Raw genomic sequence first — 20683 nt, forward strand, 5'->3', positions numbered from 1 at the left:
ATCCGGCCCGCATCCTGATGCTATTTCCCAAGGATGAAAAAGGCCGGCTGTTTATGGATGAAAAGCTGGTGCCGATTATCGAAGGGTCACCAGTAGTTAATAGGGTGATCGATGTCACCACTAGCCGCAAGGGCGGTAGCCGCTCAACGCGCAAGAAATTTCCTGGAGGTGAGGTGCGCACCATTGGCTCCAACTCCATCTCCAATGTGAAATCCACCACGGCCCGCCGGGGCTATGTGGAGGAGCCAGACGATACCAACAAAGATGTCGGTGATCAGGGCGATTCCATTCGCCACCTGCGCGAACGCCTCAAGCGCATGCGCAACAAGAAATTAATTATTGGAGGCACACCGGCCGTTGCCGATCTTTCCCAGGTAGAGCACTACACCAAGCTCGGCACCATGCGCGTGCTGCCAGTGGCCTGTCACGACTGCGGCGACTCCCATGTATTGGATTGGGAAAACGTTCGCTGGCTGAAGAAAGAAGAGGGCATACCACACCCGGTATTTGACCTGCACCAGCCTGATACTGCAGTTTATGGCTGCCCGGAATGTGGCAGCGAATGGGATGACTACCGCCGCCAAGCCAATATCCTGCAAACCTGCAAAACGGCGCGGGAGAACGGCGATGACTTTGCCGGCTGGGTTAAAACCCAATGCGGCGAAGACTTTGGGCCCGACGAAATCGAACCGATAGAAACCTTTATGGAGCTATCGGAGCTTTATGTGTGTATCCCCGGAACCGGCCTCGCCGATGTGGTGCGGGACTTTCTTGAAGCGGAGCACGAAGCCAAAAGCGGCGATGAATCCGCACGTATTGTTTTCCAGAACAACAAACTGGGCAGGCCCTACCAGTATGCCGCCAGTCGCTTGCTAGACCACGAAAAACTACAAGAGGCCGCAGAGGATTACCCGGAATTATCCTGCCCCGCTGGCGGCCTGCTGGTAACTATTGGTATCGATGTGCAACACGACCGCCTCGCCATCACCATCCGCGCCTTTGGCCGCAATGAAGAAAGCTGGCAAATGTTTTGGGGCGAGATCGACGGTGATACCGCCGATAAACAAGATGATTGCTGGTCAGCCCTGGATAAGTTGGTTTTCCAGCCTTTCGAGCACGAGCGCTTTGGAGAAATTCGCGCATCAGCGGTAAGCATCGACTCCTCTGACGGTGGCACTAGCAACGCGGTGTATCACTGGGTAAGAACCCGCGATAAAAAGCACCGCGGTGTACTGGTGATGGCCATTAAAGGAGACAGTAATGACTTCGGCACCAAAGAAATATTCACCCAGCCCAAACAGGTAGATTTTAAAAACCCTAAACGCCGAACCAAGGCAGACCGCTATGGCGTAAAGGTTTATATGGTCGGCACACACAAGGCTAAAGACCTGATCGCCAAGCGTTTGCTCGGCACCAGTGCTTATATGCACAGCTGTAAGCATGTACGGCAGGATTATTGGGAGCAGGTCACCGCCGAAGTTAAAGCGCCCAGTAAAAAGCATAAAGGCAGAGAAACTTGGCAGCCGCGCCCCGGTAGGCCCAACGAAGGCACAGATACCGAGGTCTATGCCCTGCACGCAGCCCACGCCAAAGGTATGCACAAATACACCGAGAAAAAATGGTCCACCATCGAATCACAATTGGGTCAGCGCACCTTGTTTAGTGAACCTGATCAATCACTGAATCAACCCACAACAGCCCCGAAAAATACAGCCCGGCCAGCTCAGCCGGTGGGTTCCCTACTGGATAGTTAAATGTCAAAAACTGCGCAAGAAATGGTCGACCTCTATATTGAGGCCGAGATAGACGTGCTCGCCGGTAAAACCACGGTAATCAATGGCCGCCAATTTACCGCAGAGAACCTGCAGGAGATCCGCGCCGGTCGGCAGGAGTGGGAGCGTCGAGCAATTCAAGAAAATTTAAAGGCTTCCGGTAAGCGCCGTGGACCCGCCTACGCGAACTTTTGCTAATGAATAAATTAGATTCTGTTATCGGTTTTTTTTCGCCCGAGGCTGCCTTGCGTCGTGTGCAAGCTCGGCGCGCCTTGGAAATTGCCGCGGCCTATGAAGCTGCAAAGCCAAGCCGACTGAGAAAAAACCCCGGTGATAACCGTAGTGGTGATTTGGTACTTGAGGGCAGTGTGGAAGCGCTGCGCGGCCAGGCCCGGCACCTGGAGCAAAACCACGATTTTGCCTTTGGCATTCTCACCACCCTGGTGAACAATATTGTCGGCCCACGCGGTATTGATGTGGAATTCCAACCCAAGACTTGGGATGGCGATATCCATGAAGGTCTCGCCAGCCAAATGAATGACGCTCACCAAGAGTGGGCGCGGCGCCCGGAATGTACTCGGCAATTCAGCTGGGCCAAATCCCAGCGGCTTTTATGCAATACCTGGCTGCGCGATGGCGAAACTTTGTTAAGGCATCTACAGGGCACGGTGCCAGGACTAAAACACCGCACCCCGGTGCCTTACAGCATCGAATGTCTGGAACCGGATTTTCTGCCGGTGGATTACAACGATTCCAGCAAGCGCATAGTGCAGGGCATCGAGAAATCGGCCTGGGGCGAATCTAAAGCGTTTTGGCTCTACGACGAGCACCCCGGCGCCTCTCTTAACTGGCGTATGAAGCGCAGACGTCATAGTGCCGAAAATATCGAGCACCTGAAATTTGTGCGCAGGCTGCACCAGTCTCGTGGGGTTTCCATCTTTGCAGCGGTAATGAATCGCCTCAACGATATAAAAGACTATGAAGAAAATGAGCGAGTTGCAGCCAAGATTGCATCGGCCATGGTTGGCTTCATTCAAAAGGGCAGCCCTGATAATTATGACAATGACAATTATGATGCGAATGGAAATCGCGTTATTGATGTTCGCGCCGGTGCCATCTATGACACTCTCGCACCTGGGGAAACCGTCGGCACCATCCAGAGCAATCGCCCCAGTGGTCTGCTAACCCCATTTTTAGAAACCATGCACCGCATGGCCGCCGCCGGCACCATGGCCAGCTTTAGCAGTATCAGCAAAAACTACAACGGCACTTATAGTTCGCAGCGCCAGGAACTGGTGGAGCAGTGGAATAACTACGAAACCCTCAGCCTGGAATTCTGTGAGGAGATTGTGGAGCCGGTTACCCGGCGTTGGGTACAGATGGGTCTACTGGCTGATGCTTTTAAAGTGCCAACTGATGTCGATCCATCCACGCTAATGCACGTTGATTTTATCACTCCAGTCATGCCTTGGATTAATCCGGCCCATGAAGCCAATGCTGATGAAACCCTGTTGGAAAATGTTCTGGCCAGCCCGCAGCAGACCATCCGCCGCCGTGGCAAAAAGCCGAATGATGTGATTAAGCAGACCGCTGCTTGGCAGCAAAAGCTGAAAAAAAACAAGATCACCACCCCAACCAAACGCACTGCGGTCCCCGCAGAAAATACTGATTCAGAATAGGAGACCGCTATGCCGAATAAATCCTGGTACAGCATCACCGCTGCCGCAAATAACAGTGAAGCCGATATCTATCTATACGACACCATCGGTTATTGGGGCGTAACTGCAAAAGACTTTGCCCGCGATCTTAAAGCGCTAGGCGATGTCAGCAAGATCAATCTGCATATTAACTGCCCCGGTGGTGATGTGTTCGACGGCACGGCTATTTACAACCTGCTCAAAGATCATAAAGCCGAAGTGGAAACCTGGATTGAAGGCATCGCAGCCAGTATGGGCAGTGTAATCGCCCTCGCCGGGGATACGGTTCATATTGCCGAAAATGCCTATTACATGGTGCACAACCCCAGTGCCGGTGTGCGAGGCGATGAGCGCGCCCTGGAAAAAACCAAGAGCCTGCTGGCAAAAGTGAAAATCACCATGAAAAGCCTGTACTCCTCGCGCACCGGTATGTCGGATGCGGAAATCAGCCAAGTGATGGATGACGAGACTTGGTATACCGGTGCCGAAGCAGTGGAAGCGGGTTTTGCCACTGATACGACAGCAGCAATGGAAATGGCCGCGAGCTTCAGTGCTGATCACTTAAGCCAGTTCAAAAATACCCCTCAAGCCATTAGTGCATTGGTTATGCAGGGGCCCGCTGAATTTAGATTCCCGTCTGCGGTTGCAGACAATCCAAACCAAACCCATAGCCAAACCCAGGAGGCGCAAGCCATGACCACAACCACCTCCACCACGCCAGCTGCAACCGCTGCGATCGAGGTCACCCCGGAAATGAAAGCGCAGATTACCGCCGATGCCAGAGCACAATTTGCAGCGGATGAGCAAAAACGCAAAGACACTATTAAAGCCGTTTTTAAGGGCTTCGAAGCGCACAGTACGGTAATGCAATCCTGCCTGGATGATATGGACTGCACCGCTGAAAAAGCCAAAGACCTGCTGCTCACAGCTCTGGGCGATCAAACTCCAACCCCAGTGCAAAGCTATAGCGTGGTGGTGCAGGAAGGTGAGGGCATTAAGCGTATCAAGGCAGACGCTGAGAATGCCATTGCCATGCGTGCCTTTGGCGAGAAACGCACAGATGGCAATAGCATGGCCGGCTATACCATGCTGGAAATTGCCCGTATGTTTATGCACGCCCACGGACAGAATTTAGCGGGCCTGGATAAAATGGGCGTGGTTGCCGCAGCCTTTACCCATAGCTCTGGTGACTTCGCGACGGTCCTCGGCAATATTGCTAATAAATCGATGCTGAAGGGGTACTCTGAAGCGGCAGAGGTGTTTCCACAGTTTACCGCCACTGGAAACTTAAGCGATTTCAAGATAGCTACTCGCACGGATCTTGGCACCTTCCCCTCACTGCGCCAAGTGGCACCCGGGGCAGAATTTAAATACGTGAGTATCGGCGAGCGCGCCGAAACTGCCGCGTTGGCTACTTACGGGGAACTCTTCTCCATTACTCGCCAGGCGATTATCAATGACGACCTAGGGGCCTTCACCCGCATTCCGCAAAAGATGGGTCTTGCTGCTATTCGCACCGTGGGGGATCTGGTTTTCAGTATCCTGATCAACAATCCCAAAATGGCCGATGGCAAGACCTTATTCCATACCGACCATGGCAACCTAGCTACTAAGGCAGGTATCAATACAGCCAGCATCGATGCCGCGCGGGTACTGATGGGTAAACAGAAGGACGGCACCGCCTTCCTGAATATCCGCCCCAAATTCCTGCTGTGTGATATCGCTGACGAGGGTGCCGCAAAGGTTGCGCTGGAATCTGAATTTGAAGTAGGTGCTTCTGAGAAATCCAACACTGTACCCAATAGCGTGCGCAATATTGCCAGCGTGATCTCTGATGGTCGCCTTAGCGGCCACAATGGCTGGTACCTCAATGCCGACCCGGTAGCGCACGACACTATCGAAGTGCTCTATCTGGATGGCCAGCAAGCCCCAGTGCTGGAACAGCAAAACGGCTGGAATATCGACGGGGTGGAATTCAAAGTGCGCCTGGATGCAGCTGCGAAAGCCTGGGATGCAAAAGGCATGGTGAAAACGCCCAAGACCTAATACCCAGCTCGAACCGAACTAAACCTTAAAGAATCTGAAAAGGGCCGCACATCGCGGCCTTTTTTATTGCAACAGTTATTAACCCAATCGAGAGCAAGAGAATGGCTACTAATTTTGTACAAGACGGACGCGTGCTGGATTACACCAATAACACCGGATCAGATATTACCTCTGGCCAGGTGCTAGCAGTAGGTGCAGTGCTGGGTGTGGCGATGGATGATATCGCCGTGGGCGCATCTGGTGTGATCGCTATTGAAGGCGTATTCACCGTGCCCAAGGTATCCGCCGCAGAGATCAATCAGGGGGAAACCCTCACCTGGGATGTATCCGTAGCAGCCTTTAATAACAGCGCCGCAACAGCCGCAACCGGCGATATAACTGGCCCCACCGCTTTTGCAGCAGAGGCTGCCGGTGATGGCGTTACCAGCCTAGCAGCAAAGTTTACCGGGGTGCCGGGCACCGTGAAGGCCTAGGTGAACCATGGATCTGGACCAACGAGCCGCAGAGCGCGCGTTCCGTAAATGGGGAAAAGCCGCTACCTTTGATGATGGTAGAGGCGGAGAGCCTATTGATTGCCGTGTGATAAAAGATCAGGAGATCGACGAGTTCGAAGATGAGGATCGCGTGCAGGTGCCACGTATCGAGTTGAGTCTGCTGGTGAGTGAGGTAGGGGCTTACAACTCAGAGGCGGTGATAAAGCTCGGTGGTGTGGAGTATGCGGTGCGAAAGCGGTTGGCGGATGATGGGGTTGTTTGGCGGGTGTTGGTGGATGCTTAGCCTAAACCGACAGATCAGCAGGGGATTTATGATCACTGTGACTGTTATTTTTTGGGATTGCTCAATTTGACGGATAAGACCAGTAAAATCAATGGGTTGAGAGGTCTGTGAAAATTGGGGATAGTGGTCACGATGACCGTTTTTCTAGTTGGGTCGATAGTGCTAAGTGATCGCAATCTATTGATTTAGTAGAAGAAGACGGCGTGTTGGCGTAAATTTGCATCAGAAATAGTGGTCAAGGGGATAGTAGTCATGATGACCACTATATAAATGTTATGTTTCTATGATGACCCGAATATTTTTTGTGTTTGTGACGATCAGTGTTTCAGCGTGTGCCATGCAGCGCGCGCATCACAATGTCGTGATCGCAAGTGAAGCCCCGGAGGGGTGCAGAAAAGTCCACTGGTATTCGGTAAGAGCTAATTCGGAAAATTCCATATCTGAGAGAGCAAAATCAGACGCGTATAGACGTGGAGCAAATACAATTTACAGTCCGTCAGGTACTGAGGTTGCGTTGCACTCAAAATATCAAATGGAGCAGTATTTTCAGTCATATGTGTGCCCAAAAACATAACAAAGCCGGGCAGTTGGCTCCGGGCCTACGGCCCTTCGCGGGACAGCTTACCTTGTGCACTTTTTGCACAGGTCGCTGTGCTCCCATTGTCGCGCAAAATGTGCACAAGGTAAGCTGCCCCTGCCGGCGGCGTTAGGGCTATGGACAGATAATGCATCGAGCCACATACATCTTCTTCAGTATTCTCTTGTTTTCTGGATGTACCATACCATCTGCTGATTTCAGTAAAGATGCTGAATATACACACATAGTGGGTCAATGTTATGAGTTAAAGCAACCCGCTTTCGTTTTCGAAGGACGTTGCGCTGACCTCACAGGATTCAATAACAATAGCGAGCTATGTAACAGTATCCAAGCACAAGGAGTGGGCGGTTTTCCTACCAGCTGGGCTGATTATCGAAAAGATCAAGCTTTTATTGATAGGCAACTATTTGATCGGCTAATTTTTGAAAAGCAGCGCTCGATGCTATTTCCATTAGAAGCAGGGTCAAAAATTTATATATCCAAGCTCGTACATCATGGTTGGGGTACGGACGGAAGGTATTGGGTAGTTCGAGGAAAAACCTTAATTAATGGCAGTGACATCGAGGTCGAGCTACCTTCATTTAGCTATGTACACAGTAAGCCTTATTGGGTCGATGGTAGAGCTCAAGTTTTTCCAGGTATAAACCCTAGTTTCTTGGTGCAGTGCAATGAATCGCCCTAACAAGCGGCTGTTGTCGCCCCTACGGGGCCGGGACGGTCTTTCCGCAGCGTCGCAGCTCCAAGCCCGCCCCAAAGCCGGGCGATATGTAACTCAGGAGAGTTCATTTGAAATTTACAATGATATACGGCCCTTCAGGAATCGGGAAAGAGAGTGTTGGGCGTGAGCTTGCTAAAAGGAATGGTTGGCATGTTTTTCCACAACATTTAGCTTTTGATGTTGCTTGCGCTGTTATAGGCTTCGGTAACAATGGTTTTGAGGTATATCAACGTAAAATTTGTTTAGATGCTTTTAAAGCCTTTTATGAAAACAATGTTAAAGGTGTTGTTTTTACTTTTTGCTATGTTCATCCTTACAGTAATTACTTTGTTGAAGGCCTCTTAGACTTTCTCAATCAGTTTGGAATAGATTCAAAATTTGTGCGACTATCTTGTGAATACGAAGAACATGTGCTGAGAATTACCAATGCAGGTCGCCAAAACACAAATAAAATCCAATCAAAAGAGTCTCTGGACGATTATTTAGAAAGGTTCGATTTCTCAATTGATATACCAAATGTGGAAACATTCCACATAGATAATACAGCAATGGGCATTGAAGTATCGGCAATAGAAATTGAGAGAAATATCGTTACATAACAAGAAAATTACATCGGACTAAAAACGCTTGGCTTTGGTTCGTTTCACTCACAAAGTACAGCCAAGTATTTTTAGCTGTTTATTTAAGTGTTATTGTGGCGGTCGGTTTTATTGATTTTTCGTAGTAACTAGAGATTTAGTGCTACTAAATAGCACCCGGTATTGAGAATTTTACTAATTGCTATTCGAGCAGTTTCGCTCCTACAGTGTTCGCTCAGGTGCTGTAAAGAGGTGCAGTCCGGTGTAATTTCGCGGATTGCCAGTAAGATAGGAATTTGTTGGGGAATGTGCGGTATTCTTTCCTCATAAATATTGGGCGGTGGCCAACCAAACGGTGGCTGGCAAAGTGCTGGTAGTCGGTTCCGGGCGCGCCAGCCATAACCAGGCTAGGCAAGCTCGCCCAACCCCTTCGGGGCTGGGTTGGACAGCCTACGCTTTGCTTCGGCTGCCCTTGCTAGCGGCGTTATTGGATTTGGTGGGATGTAGAATGAATTTTAATGTGAAAAAATTTACCATTTTATTTGCGGTGAGCTTTTTGTTTGGCTGTGTGTCAACAGCTGTAGAAGAAGTGGATTATTCAAAATATCTAAATGAAGATGAAAAGTGCTATGTAATCGTTGAATATGAGATTATGAAAAACGGCAGAACAAAAGATCATCGTATTGTTGAATCGATTCCTCCAGGCTTGTGCGATTCTGATGCAATTAAACAGGCAAAGGGTTGGAGGTACACAAGTCAGGAATCTGTGTCTCAAAGTATTAGAACAAGAGTTGGTTTCAAAGAATAGTGAGCAATGCTTAACAAGTGACTATGAGTAAAGCTGTCCCTTTTTTTGATTTGTATGGTTCTTTGTGATTTAGGTAACCATCAAAGAGAATATTGTTAGTTTGGTAAGCATTGCTGCACTGTAAACACACAAACCCGCACCAGCGGGTTTTTTTATGCCCATAATTTATCAGGATTAGACTATGACTCGACGCATCACCATCCGCGATGCCGTACAGAAAGAAATAGAGAACCTAAGCGGCTACTCCTTCCCACCCCCTGGCACCACAGAAGAAATAGATTCAAAAAAGCTACCAGCCATCGTGGTGGGCTTTGCAACCGAAAACACTGGCCACGAAATGCATGGCGGCACCAGTCGGCAGCTGGATCTGACTATTGCTGCGGTAGTGAAAACTAGCGGCGATGTGTATGCCGAGCTAGATCAGGCAGCAGCCGATGTTGAGAGCGCATTGCAGGATTCTACTTTGGGCAACATTTGCGACTTGTTCCTACTCACTCAAACCCAGTTTGCCTTGGATCAGGATCACCCGCTGGGCGAGGTGCGCCTGACTTACAGCGCCCAGTACTCCACCGAACCCACAGACCTTTAATTGAGCAACCCACAGAGGGCACAACGATGGCACAAGGTTATAAAACAAAATTTTCCCGCAGCGATGATGGCAGCTCCTATACGCCAGTAGCGGGCATGTTGGATATCGACCCCGGCGAGGAGTCGCGCGGTTCTGTTGAGATGACGCCGATTGATGGCACCAGCGGCTATATGGATTACGACCCTTCAGGCTTACGCGATGCCGGCGAGGTTTCCATTACTTTGATCTGGAAAGAGAGCGATAGCGGCCAGCAGGCACTGCGGGCAGATTACGACTCCGATACCAATAAGCATTACAAGGTTGAATATCCAGAAGGTACCACGGTTGAATTCATTGGCCACATTACCGGCTGGGGTAAGGCAGTGCCCAAGGATGACAAGATCACCCGCACCGTGAAGTTCAAGATTTCCGGCAAGCCTTCGGTAACGGCAGGTGGTCAATCATGAATTCTATTCCTGCGCCTATTTTGGAATCCGAAACCGTTGTATTTGGCCAGCAGAAAGTAGAGCTGTTTGAGCTGAGCGCCTACCACCGCTGTGAATATCTGCAAAAGACCACCGAAGATATTCCGCTGCCGCAGGGTGAAGAGTTACCAGAAACTGAACTGGAAAACTTCGGCCAGCTTTGGGCTTTCCGGTTGGGGGAGGTGAGCAAGAAATTGCTGCTGGTAGCCTATGCGATTTGGATGAAACCAGACTGTCAGGAATCACTGGAGCAGATCCATCAGGGCTTAATCCGGAGTGTAACTCCTAAGTTGATTGATGTGCTTTATGTGCCTGCGGCCAAGTTATCTGGTCTCTATGTAGAAGCATCTACTGAGGAAGTGAGCAGTGAACCAGAAAGCGAGGACAACGAAAAAAAAGGCTAGTGCCGGGTTTCTATTTCGCCCGGCAGCTCGCGCGGGATTTTAACCGTCCCGACTATTTCAATATGTTGCGCTCCATGAGCTCTACCGAGTTCGACCACTGGTATGAATACCACTCTGAGCGCCCCCTAAATACCGAAGTCCAGCAGTGGCAGCTAGCCCACATTGCCGCCGGCACACTAGGTGGCAAAGTCTCTAACTTCCTACCTCAGCAGCACAAGCCCAAAACCGTGCAGCAACAAATCGCAATCTGGAACTCCATGAGCTGAGCAATGGCAAAACAAACTTCCATGGCCACCATGGTGGCGAATCTGGAGCTGCGCTCCACTCAATATAAGCGGGAGATGGCCCAGGCCGCCGCACGTAATAAACAGCTTACCCGTGAAATGAAATCTACCAGTTCCGCGGGCACTATGTTTGGCCGCTCAATGCGTGGTGCCGCTCAGGGCGTCGCCGCGATTGATGGCCCCTTGGGTGGGGTTTCCGGTCGAGTCGGTGCCCTGAATGGACTGCTGACAAATGGTGCAGCCAGCTGGGCGCTATTTGGGGCAGGGATTGCCGGTGTGACTGCGGTGTTTTATCAGAGCATACGCGCCGGTGAGGAGATGGAGCGGCAGCAGCTCAAGATAGAAGGTCTGCTAAAAGCTACTGGCAGTGCCAGTGGTCGCACTGCACAACAGCTGGATGACCAGGCGCGCTCAGTGGCCCGCGCTACCCTGGCCAGCGTTACTGGTATCAGGGAAGCCCAAGGCGTATTGCTCACCTTTAAGGGTGTGCAAGGGCCAGTCTTTGATGATGCTATTCGACTGAGCCAGGATTTATCAGCCGTTATGGGTGGCGATGCCAAGAGTGCAGCGCTGCAGCTGGGTAAGGCATTAGAGGAGCCATCGACTGGCTTGACTGCTCTTAAGCGCGCGGGGGTCAGTTTTACCGAGCAAGAAAAGGAGCAGATTAAAACCCTGGAGCAGTCGGGCCGTGTAGCGGAAGCCCAGCGCATGATTCTGCTTAAACTGGAGCAGCAGGTGGGTGGTGCCGGTTCTGCCGAAGCGGGCGGTCTCACCGGTGCTACTGATTCCTTGGCGCAGTCCTGGCAGGAGTTTTTGGAGGGGCTCAGTAAAACCACTGGCTCAACCAGTATCGCTACGGCAGGGATTCAGAAACTCACTGGGGTAGTGGATACCCTGCGCCGAGGTATCGCACCAACTGATGAAGAAAAGCAGCGTACACAATTTGCTGAGCTTCACAGCCGGTATGTTTCGCATCAACACCTGTTGGCCAAGGCGGAAGCCGAAGGTGTTCAGGTTCAAATAGAAATTCACCGCCACAAATCGGAGCAAATACGCAGGCAACTTGACGAACTGCAGAGTGAACAAATAGCCGCGCAAAAAAAACGGCAAGAAGAAGAGCAGAAAGCAGAAGAGGCTGCCGCAGCTGCCAGGGAACAATCTGAACGCGACCGTATTGCACAACAACGTGCCATGGCAGAGGAGACCGGTGGAGCTCAGTTAATACAGCTGGATCAATTTCTGGCAGATCAGCAGGGAAAAATAAAACTCGACCATGAGCAGAGACTGCAGCAAATAGCCGCCCTTCAGGTTGCTGAGCAGGAGCTGACAAGGCGCGGCTTCGATTCTATCGAGGCTCTGCGGGCTGAATACTCTGAGCGTGAGAAAGAGCGCTATCAAATGGCCCTGGCCGAAGAGCAGGCGCGCTCGGAGAGTGGTGAGGGCGATGGTAACCAAGCTGGCGCCGATGGCCTTACCGAAGCAGAGCGCCAGCGCATGGTGGCCCGCCTGGAAACATTACAGCTTTCCTGGCTTACCGAGATGGAACAACTACAGGTACAGCAAGATGAAGAAATGGCCCTGCTGGATCAGGGTTATGCCAGCAAGCTATTTGCCCATGATGAATATGAACGCAGGCTAACCCTTTTAGAAAACAAACACCGAAAGCAGCGCGAAAAGCTCGAACAGGCTTCCAACAAAAGCAAGCTAAAAATGTTTACTGCCGGTGCCGGCCAGATACTGTCTGCCGCGGCTGCTTACAACCAAAAAGCGGCAAAAGCAGAAATGGCTATGGCTGTTTTCTCTACTGGGGTTTCGCTAGTAAAGAATATTGCTAAGGCTTCTGAGATCGGTTATCCGCAAAATATTCCGATGATCGCCGGTGCTATTACACAAGGGGCGCAGATCGCCGGCATGTTGTCATCGCTGAAAGCACCCGGTGGGGTTTCCGGTGATGCCAGCGCACCCAGTATGAGTACCGGGGGTGCGGTAGCAGCCACACCATCAGAGAGTTTTGCCAGTTCTGGTAATGATGGTTTTGTAGAAGGTGAAACCAAACAGCCGGCAAGCCAGTATATTTTTGAATTCCATGGCCCGGTTGGTGATCGCGCTGATCAGTTTATCGAGGATATAAAAACTCAAATTGAGGAAGGGGATCTGGTGTTATTTGATAAGAATAGCCGTCAGGGTCAGGAACTGATTGGGTAGGGTCATGCTAATTCAATACACTCCAACACGTTCTATTGTCGGTGATGGCAGTAATTATCAGATTGAAGCCAAGCTAAAACGCTACGATTGTAGTGACCGCCCCGAAGGCAAAGAGCACAAAGCGCTTAGTGGCAAAACGGAATACACAGTTTACCGCCTTGAAGAAGAATACTTTTGTCAGACGGTAGCGCTAAAACTCACTTACACAGATTTGGCCCGTTGGCGAGAGTTTAAAAGAAGCTGTGCCTTCGGTGAGTTTTTTATCTTCGATGCATACGGCACTGAAGCCGCTGCCGACTTCCCACAACAAGTGCAACTCAAATATAAGTCCTTCAAAGAGCAGCGTCAGAAAGATGGCCGCTTTATTTTCTCTTTTACTACCGTCCAAATTATCGCTTAATCATGCACAACTTGTCGCCCCAGTGAGAGGTGATTTAGATAGATGCTCTAGAGTAGAGTTGCTATTTGGTGACAACAATTAAGGAGGCATAGATGGGAATATTGTTCCGAAAATTAGCTGATGTGATATATTAGTCAGTAGATGGGTTTCAAGGCTATATCGTCCTTTAGCTGCTTCAATAAATTTGAAGAGCCGCCTTTTACCAAGTTTTAAGCACCATCTGATTGAGCTGCTCAAACCGTTTTTTACTATATTTTGAACAAAGATCGATATCAAAAATTGGACTCAAAATGAAAAAATTACTTTCTATTCTTATGTTGTCTTCTATCAGTGGTGTTACCTTTGCAGAGTGTGCAGGGGGGCAATGCGTAGCTGTTGATATTGATAAGCTTTACGTAACCACTGGTAATATCACATATGTTGGAACTAGTGGTGATGAGAAGCTGTTAAATTGTAGCGCGGAAGCAGGGGTGTATACGACTTTAGATAAAAATCAGGTAGGTGCCGATGCTATATATGCCACGCTACTGGCTGCGCAAATGGCAGGAAAAAAGATAAATATAAGAATTGTTGATGGATCACAGAGCTGTTCAATCCAATATGTCACTCTAGAGAGACAGTAAGTGAGATATGCACACCACTATTAAGATAGCTTGGTAGTGGTGATTTCTTACAGCGAATACGAATTTTCTTAAGTGTTCCTTATATGACCACAGTCCCAACAGGTGATTTATGGCTTATCCTCAATGCAGCTATACTTTAGCTTTTCGATAACTCACCTGTGAATTTCCCCAAGGATTTCCTTTCTGAATTGGGATCCTCGTTCTTATCGATATAAACACCTCTTTCAAGCAATTTGAATTGCTCTGGTGATGTCTCGTACCTTGATTGTAGCTGTGCTCCCAGCTGTTCAGTAAAAGCTAGCTCTTGTACATAGTCTACCAAGCGACTTTTTTCTTTCACTATCACTGTAGTCATAGATTAATCATGCGCAACAACTCAGAAACTTTTGACCGGTACAACCGGGGGGCTCAGCGTGAGCTGCGTTTGGTCATCGAAATCGGCTACGATCTGCCACTCTACATTACCAGCCACAACGATATTCCCGGCCTGCCGTTAAACGCGATTCTGGGCACCCTAAAAAAGTGCAGTGCAACTAGTCAGAAACTCATTCCTGAGCAGGGATTAGCACAGATCGGTGCTATCTCGTTTGAGGTAGTAGATATTGGTGGCCAGCTATCCTATGTGCTGCGCGATGAACTGGAGCAGGGCAACGGCATTAAGGGCCGTACGGTGCGGCTGTATCAGGGTTTTGCTGGGCTCGACTGGAATGATTTTCGCCTGGAGCAAACCCAGATTGCCGAGGAATCACTTTCCTATGCTGAGGGTGTGTACCGGGTGCGCTGCCGGGATATCCAGCGCGAGATGCGCCGCGATATTTTTATACCCAATACCACGCGCCTGGCTGCCAATTTTGCCAAAGCGGATACCACCCTGCAGGTATTCGATACCAGCAGCTTTGAAGCGAATCCGCACACTATCGCCTATGGTGATGCGTCAGGCCAATCCGTGTATTACCTGAAAATTAAATATCAGGATGGCTTCGAGATTGTGCGCGCAACCGGTAAAACAGGTAGCAGCTTTACTAACTGCGCCAGGGGTTTATTCGGCACCTTTGCCCGTGACCATGCGCTGCCCGAAGACAGCGACGACGAAAGCGGCGTAGAAGTTGAAGAATTTATCTACCTGGAGGGCCCAGGCCCCCAGCTGGCCTATGCACTTTTAACTGGCAAAATTCTCGGCACCAATAATGTATTGCCCAGCAACTGGCATTTGGGCATAGACCCCGCTTTTGTGGTATTGGATGAGTTCCAAAACATTGGCGCCGACTGGTACAAGCCCAGCGACAACAGCAAAGGCAAAATCCTGCGCTTTAATGGCCTGGAAAAAACCGACGGCAAGAAGTTTATCGAGACCGAGATTAATTTATTGCTCGGAGCCTTTATGCCAGTTAATGCGGCCGGCCAGCTGGGCTTTCGCCGTATGGCTGGGGTACTGGCTGAATCCGGCACAGTAGCCACCATAGGCCCCGATGATGTGAAAAGCCTAGGCGAGCTCAAATACAACCTGGCAGGAGTGCGCAATATCTTCTCAGTGCAGTGGAGCTGGTTTGAGCAGCCCGGATTCGACGGCAAATTCTTGCGCTCTAATAATTTGATCGATGCGGATTCTGTTGCCGTGCATGGCGAAGCAAAACAGCACAGTTTAAAGTTTCGCGGTCTACACAATTCCCGTCACACCTATACCACGATTAAAAACACCTTCGATGCTTTGCGCGATCGTTTTGCCGGCCCACCGCTCAGTCTGCGCCTGGGATTACTGCCGAGCAATAACGACCTGGAAGTGGGCGATATTGTGCGGGTGAGCCTGCCGCAATTGCGCGATCACTCTATTCGCGGAGACAGGCCCTACGATTTTAATTTTGGTAGTGACAGCGAAGGCTGGATTTCCCGCGATGACATCACCAGTTCCTCTGTCAGTAATGGCGTCCTTTCGGTAACAGTAAAAGGTGAAAACCCCTGGATCAGTCGCAGCTTTGCGCCCACGTTTTTAGGGGCGGATCTGCCCTTTATTAAATTACGTGTGCGCCGTACCAGCGACGAACTCATAGCGGCGGGCACCGGCAGCAAGTTGTTTTTTAAACACACCGAGAGCAGCAGCTATTTTTCTGCTGGCACTGCGGAAATGCTGGACCTGATTGAGCGCCTAAATGGGGCTAAGGGAGAGTGGCAAGAATTAGTTCTGAACCTCTCGAATAATAGCGACTGGACCGGCAAGCAAATCGAACTGTTGCGCTTCGATATTGGTCACGACCACAGCGCAGACTATAGCTATGACGTGGACTATATTCGCCTGCTGCCAGCACTGGGCCTCGATGAGTACAGCCTGGACCGCGCTATGGAAGTGCAGCGCATCAGTATCGATCAGGTGAGCGGGGCAGTATCCGTGGACCTATTCGGCAGTTACCAGCCTGCGGGCATGATTGCCGATCAGGCTGAAAGCACCAGCGCGGAATTACCGGATGCCTGGTACAGCGCTGAAGGTGCGGCCATGACGGGTAGTTTGAGTATCGACTCCAGCGGCTTTTTAACTGCTGACGGCACCTTAATCGGCAATAGCGATAGCCGCGCAATTTACTACTACCCTGGCGATCTTACGATTCCTGCAGGCCGTACCCTTTCTGTGAGTGGCAATATTGAGCTGCGGGTGCGCGGTGTTCTGCAGATTGACGGCACTTTGCAAGGAATCCCCACCAATAATGGCGTGGGCTTTCTCGGTTCCTGTTACGGCGGTGCCGGCCAGTTAAAAAATGCACAGGAGATTGTCAACCGAGGAACCGCCCGGGGAGCTTGGGGGAAAACTGTCAAAGGCCGTAATGAGGTAATGCCGCCCCTTAATATCGAGAATAACGGCGGAGATCTACAAGGGATTCCCGATGATCTAGCCGGTTCTGGTGGAGCTCGCGGTGGTCACTCGTCTTTCTATTCCTTTGATGGCAGTTATGAACCCAGCGGCCGCGGTGGTTTAGGTGGAAAGGGCGGTGCTGGGATTGTTGTAATCGCGCGGGGTATCGCCATTGGTGTCGGTGGCAAAATAGAAAACTCCGGTGAAGATGGCAGCCCGGGTACCACCGGTGATGGCAATGTGATACAGGTGCCTGGAGGCAGTGGCGGCGGTGGTGCGCCCGGGGGCATAGTGCTGTTGATAGACGGTACTCAGAACCCCATGCCAATACTCAGTAACAGCAAAATAATCGCATGTTATGGGGAAAGCCCGGATAGCCCTGGTAATGCTGGGCACGGTAGTACTTGTTTGGGCACCAATGCCGCGCGGGTATTATTTGTACCCAAGTCGCGCACGCCTTATACCGACTATGAGGACCCCGCGCTGGATCCTGAAGTACAGCAGGCAATCGACAAGGCCGAAGCCGCACAGGCGGATGCTGATGCCGCATTGGCAGACTTGGATAACATCGCCGCCGATGGTGTTTTACATCAAAACGAAAAGCTAATTGTCATTCGTGAGTATGCCCAGCTTCAGGCAGAGCAAGTGGGTATTGAAGCGCAGGCTGATGGTGCCGGACTCGTAATAGAAAAAGGAAACTACTCCGGCAACCTGGCAGCCCTCACTAGTTACCTGGGGGGCTTATCTCCCATCTGGAACGATACCGCAGCCAGCACTTCTATCAGCCGCACAATATGGAATGCTAATTGGGAAGCGGTGTACAGCGCACGCCAAGTCCTACTCAACGCTATCGCCCAACAAGCACGCGAGGCGGGGATGGTCGGGGCCACACTGCAGTTTCAGTGGGATGGCCGCCCCGCCGGGCTGCTCTGGCCCACGAATACCAACTATGCCGGCGGCACTAAGTATTCTTTTAATGCCACTGCTGGCCAAGGCTTTATCCATGTACTGGCCTATGATGCCGAGGGTGGTCCGCGTGTTGGTTTGAATGGTGTCCAGGTCGGAATCATGAGTGGGCCGAATGATACAGCCCAGTGGTATTCCTTCCCAGTCACTCTTCAAGCTGGTGCCAATGAAATCTCTATCTGGTCTAACGCTGCAGATGGCGGCACATATGGCGGTATCGTGGTTACCCTCGGCGGTAGTGGTGACCCCGAGGCATTGTTGGGAGTGTCTGCAGCGGATGCCAAAGCCGAGGCCGCCGCAAATGCTGCTGCTGAAGCCAAAACTGATGCTGCGGCTGCTCTGCTAGACCTCAGCAATATTGCCGCAGATGGCAAACTGCACCCCACCGAGAAATTAACCGCGGTACGTGAATACAACCAGATCCTGGCAGAGCAGGCCGATATCGAAGGGCAGGCCAATAGCTACGGGATTACCACCGAGAAAACCAACTACAGCGGTGCGATAACAGCACTCTCCAGTTATCTCAACGGCGCAGGTCTGGGCAATACCTCAACAGTCACCAGCATCGATCGCAGCACCTGGAAAGCCAAATGGCAGGCGGTATACAGCACACGACAAAAGGTGCTGATTAAAATCGATCAGATTGCCGGTGCCCGTGCAGACTGGGAAGAAATTTATGGGACCAATAAACCTGAAGACGGTGCCACAGTTGGCGCTACCGCACAGGAACGCGCGCAGATCCGTTCGATGCGGAATACCTTTTTAGAGGATTTTTCTGATAGTAATTATTCCCAGTACTGGACCAACTTTTCCGGCGGATACCAGAATTTTTACACGAGTGGTTATCTAAAAGTTGGCGGCGGTGCGGCTCGCCTGACTAATCATGTATCGATGTACCACGCAGAGAAAATACCCTTTGATCCCAGTAAGCTTTATCGGATAGAGACTCGGGTTTATGTGTATGCCGCAGGTGATGCGGATCGCACCATGTATGCGGGCTTGGCTGGTTATGATGGTACTGGCAAGCTCTGCAATGCTAGCGGTGCCGAGACATTTAGCAGTCAGCATTACATCCTTGCGTCCAACTTAAACATAGTGGGGCAGAGTTGGCAGACGCTGGTGGCCTATGTCAAAGGCAATGCTAGTGGTAACGCTGAGTACAATGGCGCTAGAGGGGCAAACCATATTGGCAACCCGGCCAAGCTGCAGAACAAAGTACGTTTTATTACCCCGATTTTTTATTGTAATTATCCGACTAAAGCGGGCGTTACCTTAATTGATTATGTAAAAATCGATGTGGTGGAAGTGCAGGACCAGCGCAACCTGCCGATGATTCAATCTGGTATTGCCAGCCTGCCGACCAGCTCTGCGTTGTCCGGCTCAGATGATGGCAGTACCGCAAAAATCACGATTGCCGCGCACTCGGTGCAGTTTGGTTTCGGCATTGTTAATTACAACAGTGGCAGCATTACTGGGTTGTCCTTCAACACTAAGTACTACGTCTACTGCGATGATCCGGGTACTCAGGGCGGCGCTGTTACCTATTACGCGACCACGAACATTTACCAGCTGGCTGCCAGCACCTGGCGCCGAGGTATAGGCACTATTACAACCCCGAGCAATGGCGGCGGCGTTACGTTCCCTAGAGATCCCTGGTGCGTTGCCGCAGGCAGTTGGCTGCGCGAGGGTTTGCTAGCGGATAACTGTGAAAGCGGCGACCTGATCGATTGCTGGAATACTGGCGACGACGATACCCACTTAAGCCCCATTATTGGCGGGGTAGATGCAGAGCCAGAAATACCCTGCGTATTGCTCACCACAACAAGCGGTGCCCAGGTAATTTGCAGCCGCGAAACTCCCGTTACCGACCGTGCAGGCCAAGTGTACGAGGCTCAAAACTGTCAGGGCGTTGAGCTGGGTGTACTGCATGAAGAAGAACCGCTCACCTGGGAGCGTGTCGAGCGGGTCGAATGTGCCGGCCTGCACACCGTGTACAAAATATCTGTAGGTGGTAAGAGCTACGCTGCCGGCGAAAATCCATTACACCGCGTAATCACTCACAACGGCGTACACAAATCTGATTAAGCAAAGGAATAGATAATGCCCAGCTTTTCCCCAATAACCGTACCGAACCTGGAAGCCTGGCAGTTTGCCTACACCATCGATGATGGCCACAGTGCGGGCACTATTGTGCGCGCAACGGTAACCCAGACCACAGAGCCCACTAATAGCGATGCTCAGGCTGCTGCAGTACTTAAATGTACGATTGCCGTAATCGACAACCAAAACACAGTACAAACTGATGGTGCCGGCGATCTAATGTCCAGTGTTTATGTCACCACCAAAACTCTGCAGACCGATGCAGGCCAGCCGGTAAACGTTGCTGATCACGCTGCTGATTTAGTAGCGAATTGTATTGTTGAGGTGGCCAACCGCTTAGCTGTGCATAGTTCTATTGCGGCTATGGCGATACCGAGTGGGTGATACTGGCTGTGGTTTTCAGTAGTGGAGAGGGCGTGCCGCCGGTGCGAAAGCTTGAATTATAGAGCCATGGCTGACATCTACAAAAAGTTCCCCCTAACTTATTGATTTAATTATGGGTAAAATGTGTTCAAGAGCGGGAGGTCGAGCCAGGCGACTTGAGCCAATGGCTCACTATCTCTGGTTACTATTTGAACGAAAGTCTATAACCTACCGCAAATAAAGGCTTTTCTGTGGAGCTTGGAAGCTCCCTCCCAGAAATAGTGGCCAAATGGATAGTGAGCCACTAGCTCTTTAATAAACTGTTAGCATTCAATCATCATGTGGAAGATTTACGCAGTAAAAACAATATATAGAACTGAAACTAGCGGGAAAGCCTTCTCGAAAAGTGAAGGTTACTCTGAAGATTTCGACATGGTAGAAGAGCGCAT

The 20683-nt window shown here is 50.7% G+C and carries 18 protein-coding genes; all 18 read left to right on the forward strand.

Annotated features, from left to right (window positions below):
- On the forward strand, positions 1 to 1754 hold a 1754-nt coding region (locus tag ABWV76_RS21590; protein WP_353377242.1), incomplete at its 5' end, for a terminase gpA endonuclease subunit.
- The gene (locus tag ABWV76_RS21595; RefSeq protein WP_353377243.1) at positions 1755 to 1970 is read left to right on the forward strand and encodes a DUF6148 family protein; all 216 of its coding nucleotides are present in this window, start codon (positions 1755 to 1757) and stop codon (positions 1968 to 1970) included.
- Positions 1970 to 3451: a phage portal protein gene (locus ABWV76_RS21600; protein ID WP_353377244.1), complete on the forward strand. Its 1482-nt coding sequence runs from the start codon at positions 1970 to 1972 to the stop codon at positions 3449 to 3451. Before ABWV76_RS21595 ends, ABWV76_RS21600 begins: the two co-directional genes overlap by 1 nt.
- A gap of 9 nt (positions 3452 to 3460) precedes the next feature.
- The gene (locus ABWV76_RS21605) at positions 3461 to 5515 is read left to right on the forward strand and encodes a ClpP-like prohead protease/major capsid protein fusion protein (RefSeq protein ID WP_353377245.1); all 2055 of its coding nucleotides are present in this window, start codon (positions 3461 to 3463) and stop codon (positions 5513 to 5515) included.
- A gap of 101 nt (positions 5516 to 5616) precedes the next feature.
- Complete coding sequence (locus ABWV76_RS21610) at positions 5617 to 5988, forward strand: capsid cement protein (RefSeq protein ID WP_353377246.1); 372 nt, start codon at positions 5617 to 5619, stop codon at positions 5986 to 5988.
- A gap of 7 nt (positions 5989 to 5995) precedes the next feature.
- On the forward strand, positions 5996 to 6292 hold the full coding sequence (locus ABWV76_RS21615) for a head-tail joining protein (RefSeq protein ID WP_353377247.1): 297 nt from the start codon (positions 5996 to 5998) through the stop codon (positions 6290 to 6292).
- 725 nt (positions 6293 to 7017) lie between these two features.
- On the forward strand, positions 7018 to 7572 hold the full coding sequence (locus ABWV76_RS21620; RefSeq protein ID WP_353377248.1) for a hypothetical protein: 555 nt from the start codon (positions 7018 to 7020) through the stop codon (positions 7570 to 7572).
- Positions 7573 to 7676: 104 nt separating this feature from the next.
- Entirely contained in the window at positions 7677 to 8207 is a 531-nt protein-coding gene (locus tag ABWV76_RS21625) for a hypothetical protein (RefSeq protein ID WP_353377249.1), read from the forward strand.
- Positions 8208 to 8526: 319 nt separating this feature from the next.
- Entirely contained in the window at positions 8527 to 8994 is a 468-nt protein-coding gene (locus ABWV76_RS21630; protein WP_353377250.1) for an energy transducer TonB, read from the forward strand.
- A gap of 181 nt (positions 8995 to 9175) precedes the next feature.
- Positions 9176 to 9583, forward strand: a complete 408-nt coding sequence (gene gpU, locus ABWV76_RS21635; protein ID WP_353377251.1) for a phage tail terminator protein — start codon at positions 9176 to 9178, stop codon at positions 9581 to 9583.
- Between the two features lie 26 nt (positions 9584 to 9609).
- Positions 9610 to 10029, forward strand: coding sequence for a phage tail tube protein (locus tag ABWV76_RS21640; RefSeq protein WP_353377252.1), 420 nt, complete (start codon positions 9610 to 9612; stop codon positions 10027 to 10029).
- Positions 10026 to 10451, forward strand: coding sequence for a phage minor tail protein domain-containing protein (locus ABWV76_RS21645; RefSeq protein WP_353377253.1), 426 nt, complete (start codon positions 10026 to 10028; stop codon positions 10449 to 10451). Before ABWV76_RS21640 ends, ABWV76_RS21645 begins: the two co-directional genes overlap by 4 nt.
- Positions 10451 to 10717 carry a phage tail assembly protein T gene (locus ABWV76_RS21650; protein WP_020411054.1) on the forward strand — a complete coding sequence of 89 codons (267 nt, stop codon included), beginning with the start codon at positions 10451 to 10453 and terminating at the stop codon, positions 10715 to 10717. Before ABWV76_RS21645 ends, ABWV76_RS21650 begins: the two co-directional genes overlap by 1 nt.
- 3 nt (positions 10718 to 10720) lie before the next feature.
- Positions 10721 to 12940 (forward strand): phage tail length tape measure family protein, encoded by a 2220-nt coding sequence (locus ABWV76_RS21655; protein ID WP_353377254.1) that lies wholly within the window; start codon positions 10721 to 10723, stop codon positions 12938 to 12940.
- 4 nt (positions 12941 to 12944) lie between these two features.
- Positions 12945 to 13340, forward strand: a complete 396-nt coding sequence (locus tag ABWV76_RS21660) for a hypothetical protein (RefSeq protein WP_020411144.1) — start codon at positions 12945 to 12947, stop codon at positions 13338 to 13340.
- 290 nt (positions 13341 to 13630) lie between these two features.
- Positions 13631 to 13963, forward strand: coding sequence for a hypothetical protein (locus ABWV76_RS21665; protein ID WP_353377255.1), 333 nt, complete (start codon positions 13631 to 13633; stop codon positions 13961 to 13963).
- Between the two features lie 364 nt (positions 13964 to 14327).
- The gene (locus ABWV76_RS21670) at positions 14328 to 19856 is read left to right on the forward strand and encodes a hypothetical protein (RefSeq protein ID WP_353377256.1); all 5529 of its coding nucleotides are present in this window, start codon (positions 14328 to 14330) and stop codon (positions 19854 to 19856) included.
- 15 nt (positions 19857 to 19871) lie between these two features.
- Positions 19872 to 20255, forward strand: a complete 384-nt coding sequence (locus tag ABWV76_RS21675) for a hypothetical protein (RefSeq protein WP_353377257.1) — start codon at positions 19872 to 19874, stop codon at positions 20253 to 20255.
- Positions 20256 to 20683 lie beyond the last annotated feature (428 nt).

Origin of the sequence: Microbulbifer sp. NBRC 101763 (genome assembly GCF_040371615.1) — a bacterium.
GTDB lineage: Bacteria > Pseudomonadota > Gammaproteobacteria > Pseudomonadales > Cellvibrionaceae > Microbulbifer > Microbulbifer variabilis.

Bases quoted from the DNA above. Each gene is read 5' to 3' on its own strand.
- ABWV76_RS21605 (WP_353377245.1), top strand. From the start codon at position 3,461: ATGCCGAATAAATCCTGGTACAGCATCACCGCTGCCGCAAATAACAGT.
- ABWV76_RS21615 (WP_353377247.1), top strand. From the start codon at position 5,996: ATGGATCTGGACCAACGAGCCGCAGAGCGCGCGTTCCGTAAATGGGGA.
- ABWV76_RS21660 (WP_020411144.1), top strand. From the start codon at position 12,945: ATGCTAATTCAATACACTCCAACACGTTCTATTGTCGGTGATGGCAGT.
- ABWV76_RS21620 (WP_353377248.1), top strand. From the start codon at position 7,018: ATGCATCGAGCCACATACATCTTCTTCAGTATTCTCTTGTTTTCTGGA.
- ABWV76_RS21675 (WP_353377257.1), top strand. From the start codon at position 19,872: ATGCCCAGCTTTTCCCCAATAACCGTACCGAACCTGGAAGCCTGGCAG.
- ABWV76_RS21640 (WP_353377252.1), top strand. From the start codon at position 9,610: ATGGCACAAGGTTATAAAACAAAATTTTCCCGCAGCGATGATGGCAGC.
- ABWV76_RS21610 (WP_353377246.1), top strand. From the start codon at position 5,617: ATGGCTACTAATTTTGTACAAGACGGACGCGTGCTGGATTACACCAAT.
- gpU (WP_353377251.1), top strand. From the start codon at position 9,176: ATGACTCGACGCATCACCATCCGCGATGCCGTACAGAAAGAAATAGAG.
- ABWV76_RS21670 (WP_353377256.1), top strand. From the start codon at position 14,328: ATGCGCAACAACTCAGAAACTTTTGACCGGTACAACCGGGGGGCTCAG.
- ABWV76_RS21665 (WP_353377255.1), top strand. From the start codon at position 13,631: ATGAAAAAATTACTTTCTATTCTTATGTTGTCTTCTATCAGTGGTGTT.
- ABWV76_RS21655 (WP_353377254.1), top strand. From the start codon at position 10,721: ATGGCAAAACAAACTTCCATGGCCACCATGGTGGCGAATCTGGAGCTG.
- ABWV76_RS21595 (WP_353377243.1), top strand. From the start codon at position 1,755: ATGTCAAAAACTGCGCAAGAAATGGTCGACCTCTATATTGAGGCCGAG.
- ABWV76_RS21645 (WP_353377253.1), top strand. From the start codon at position 10,026: ATGAATTCTATTCCTGCGCCTATTTTGGAATCCGAAACCGTTGTATTT.
- ABWV76_RS21600 (WP_353377244.1), top strand. From the start codon at position 1,970: ATGAATAAATTAGATTCTGTTATCGGTTTTTTTTCGCCCGAGGCTGCC.